Origin of the sequence: Myroides sp. LoEW2-1 (assembly GCF_009767705.1) — a bacterium.
Lineage (GTDB): Bacteria > Bacteroidota > Bacteroidia > Flavobacteriales > Flavobacteriaceae > Flavobacterium > Flavobacterium album_A.
Genome location: NZ_WSPP01000398.1, coordinates 1 through 764, shown reverse-complemented (window position 1 = coordinate 764; position 764 = coordinate 1). Strand labels below are relative to the sequence as shown.

Genomic DNA, 764 nt, shown 5'->3' with positions numbered 1-764 from the left:
ATATTGTATCCTTAGTTATTGGAGTTTATTACAAGAGTATTGAAATTTTGATGTACGGTTATTTAGTAACATGTATCATTAGCTATTTTATTAATTACTATGTTTCAAGAAAGGTATATCGATCAGAAGCAACATATCGGGAATTGATTTATACATTGAAAGTGGTTTTGTCAATGACGCTTGTAATCGTAGGTTTTTATAGCTTAGATACTTGGTTATCTTTGAAATTCATGTATAATTTATTGTATTTACCTCTGTTTTTAATAGGATATTTGTATTTGTTGAGAATATTACACGTAGTTAATTTAAAAAAGGATCTTAATATAATTAGAACTCTAAAAAGATGATAAATAGAATATTGAATTGGTATAGAAAAAGGTTTTGGAGCTGCAATAAATATGCTCAATATCTTGGAGTTAAAGTTGGTAAAAATAGTTTGTTAAGCACTAAATATTTTGGATCTGAACCTTATTTAATTGAAATTGGCGATGATGTTAGAGTAACAGCTGATGTTAAGTTTTTTTGTCATGGGGCAGCAAGAGTATTTCGTAAAGAAAATCCAAATTTTGATTTTTTTGGTAAAATAAAAATTGGAGATAATGTTTACATTGGAAATAATGCTTTGTTAATGCCAGGAATAACAATTGGAAATAATGTTATTGTGGCAGCTGGTTCTGTAATTACGAAAAGTGTTCCTAACGATTCTATCGTTGGAGGAAATCCTGCTAAGGTAATAGGTAGTGTAAAAGAACTTGGTCTTAGAA

Annotated in this window: 2 protein-coding genes; both read left to right on the top strand. The window is 28.4% G+C overall.

The window, feature by feature from the left end; translation table 11 throughout:
• Nucleotides 1-347 (top strand): hypothetical protein (locus tag GOQ24_RS16590; protein WP_208103243.1); only part of this gene is annotated, 347 nt, incomplete at its 5' end.
• A partial coding sequence (locus GOQ24_RS16355; protein ID WP_160340176.1) for an acyltransferase occupies nucleotides 344-764 on the top strand: 421 nt, incomplete at its 3' end. The genes GOQ24_RS16590 and GOQ24_RS16355, both read left to right, overlap by 4 nt.